This is a genomic window from Streptomyces thermovulgaris, assembly GCF_002155915.1.
In the GTDB taxonomy this organism is placed as follows: domain Bacteria; phylum Actinomycetota; class Actinomycetes; order Streptomycetales; family Streptomycetaceae; genus Streptomyces; species Streptomyces thermovulgaris.
Map to the genome: position 1 here is coordinate 1 of NZ_MUME01000591.1, position 1,011 is coordinate 1,011.

Genomic DNA, 1,011 nt, shown 5'->3' on the forward strand with positions numbered 1-1,011 from the left:
CCCACCATGCGCGCGGTCCGCATCACCGCCCACGGAGGACCCGACGCCCTCACCGTCCAGGACATCCCCACCCCCCGCCGCACCCCCGGCACCGTCCTGGTCCATGTGCGCGCCGCCACCGTCAACCCCGTCGACCTCGCCAACCTGGCCGGCAAGGTCACCTCGGCCGTCCACCGCCCCGCAACTCCCCTGCCCCGCACCGCGGGCCGCGACTACGCCGGCGTCGTCACCGACGGCCCCGACCACCTGCGCGGCCTCGAGGTCTGGGGCACCAGCGGAGGACTGGCCGTCACCCACGACGGCGCCCAGGCCGACTACCTCCTCGTCCCCGAGGACACCGTCCGCCCCAAACCCGCCTCCCTCACCTTCGCCCAGGCAGCCGCCGCCGGACTCACCCACACCGTGGCCTGGCTCGCCCTCGCCGACCGCCTCAACCTCCGCGCCGGCGAAACCCTCCTCGTCACCGGCGCCTCCGGAGCCGTCGCCCGCGCCGCCACCGACATCGCCCACTGGCACGGCGCCACCGTCATCGCCGCCGACCGGCTCCTGGCCGACGACCTCACCGCCGACGTCACCATCGACACCACCACCCACGACCTGACCCGGGCCGTCCTGCGCGCCACCGACGGCACCGGCGTCGACGCCGTCCTCGACACCGTCGGCGGCCCCCTGCTCAACCCCGCCCTCACCACGCTGCGCCCCGGCGGCCGCGCCGCCGTCATCGCCAGCGCCCTCACCCCCACCGCCACCGTCGACGTCCTCGACTTCTACCGCAACGAACGCACCCTCCACGGCGTCAACACCCTCGACCTGCCCCTGGCGAAGGCCGCCGACGTCCTGGACATCCTGCGCCGCGGCTTCGACAGCGGCGCCCTCACACCCCCCAGGACCACCACCTTCCCCCTCGACCAGGCCTCCGCCGCCTACCAGGCCGTCATCGACGGCACCCCCGGAACCAAGATCGTCCTCACCACCTGACCCATCCCCACTCACCCGGAACACCCCCCACCC

General features: G+C 74.8%; 1 protein-coding gene. It reads left to right on the plus strand.

Annotated features, from left to right (window positions below; genetic code table 11):
• The coding region (locus tag CCN35_RS27490; RefSeq protein WP_086794707.1) for a quinone oxidoreductase family protein at positions 1-978 on the plus strand (978 nt) is incomplete at its 5' end.
• Between the last annotated feature and the right edge of the window lie 33 nt (positions 979-1,011).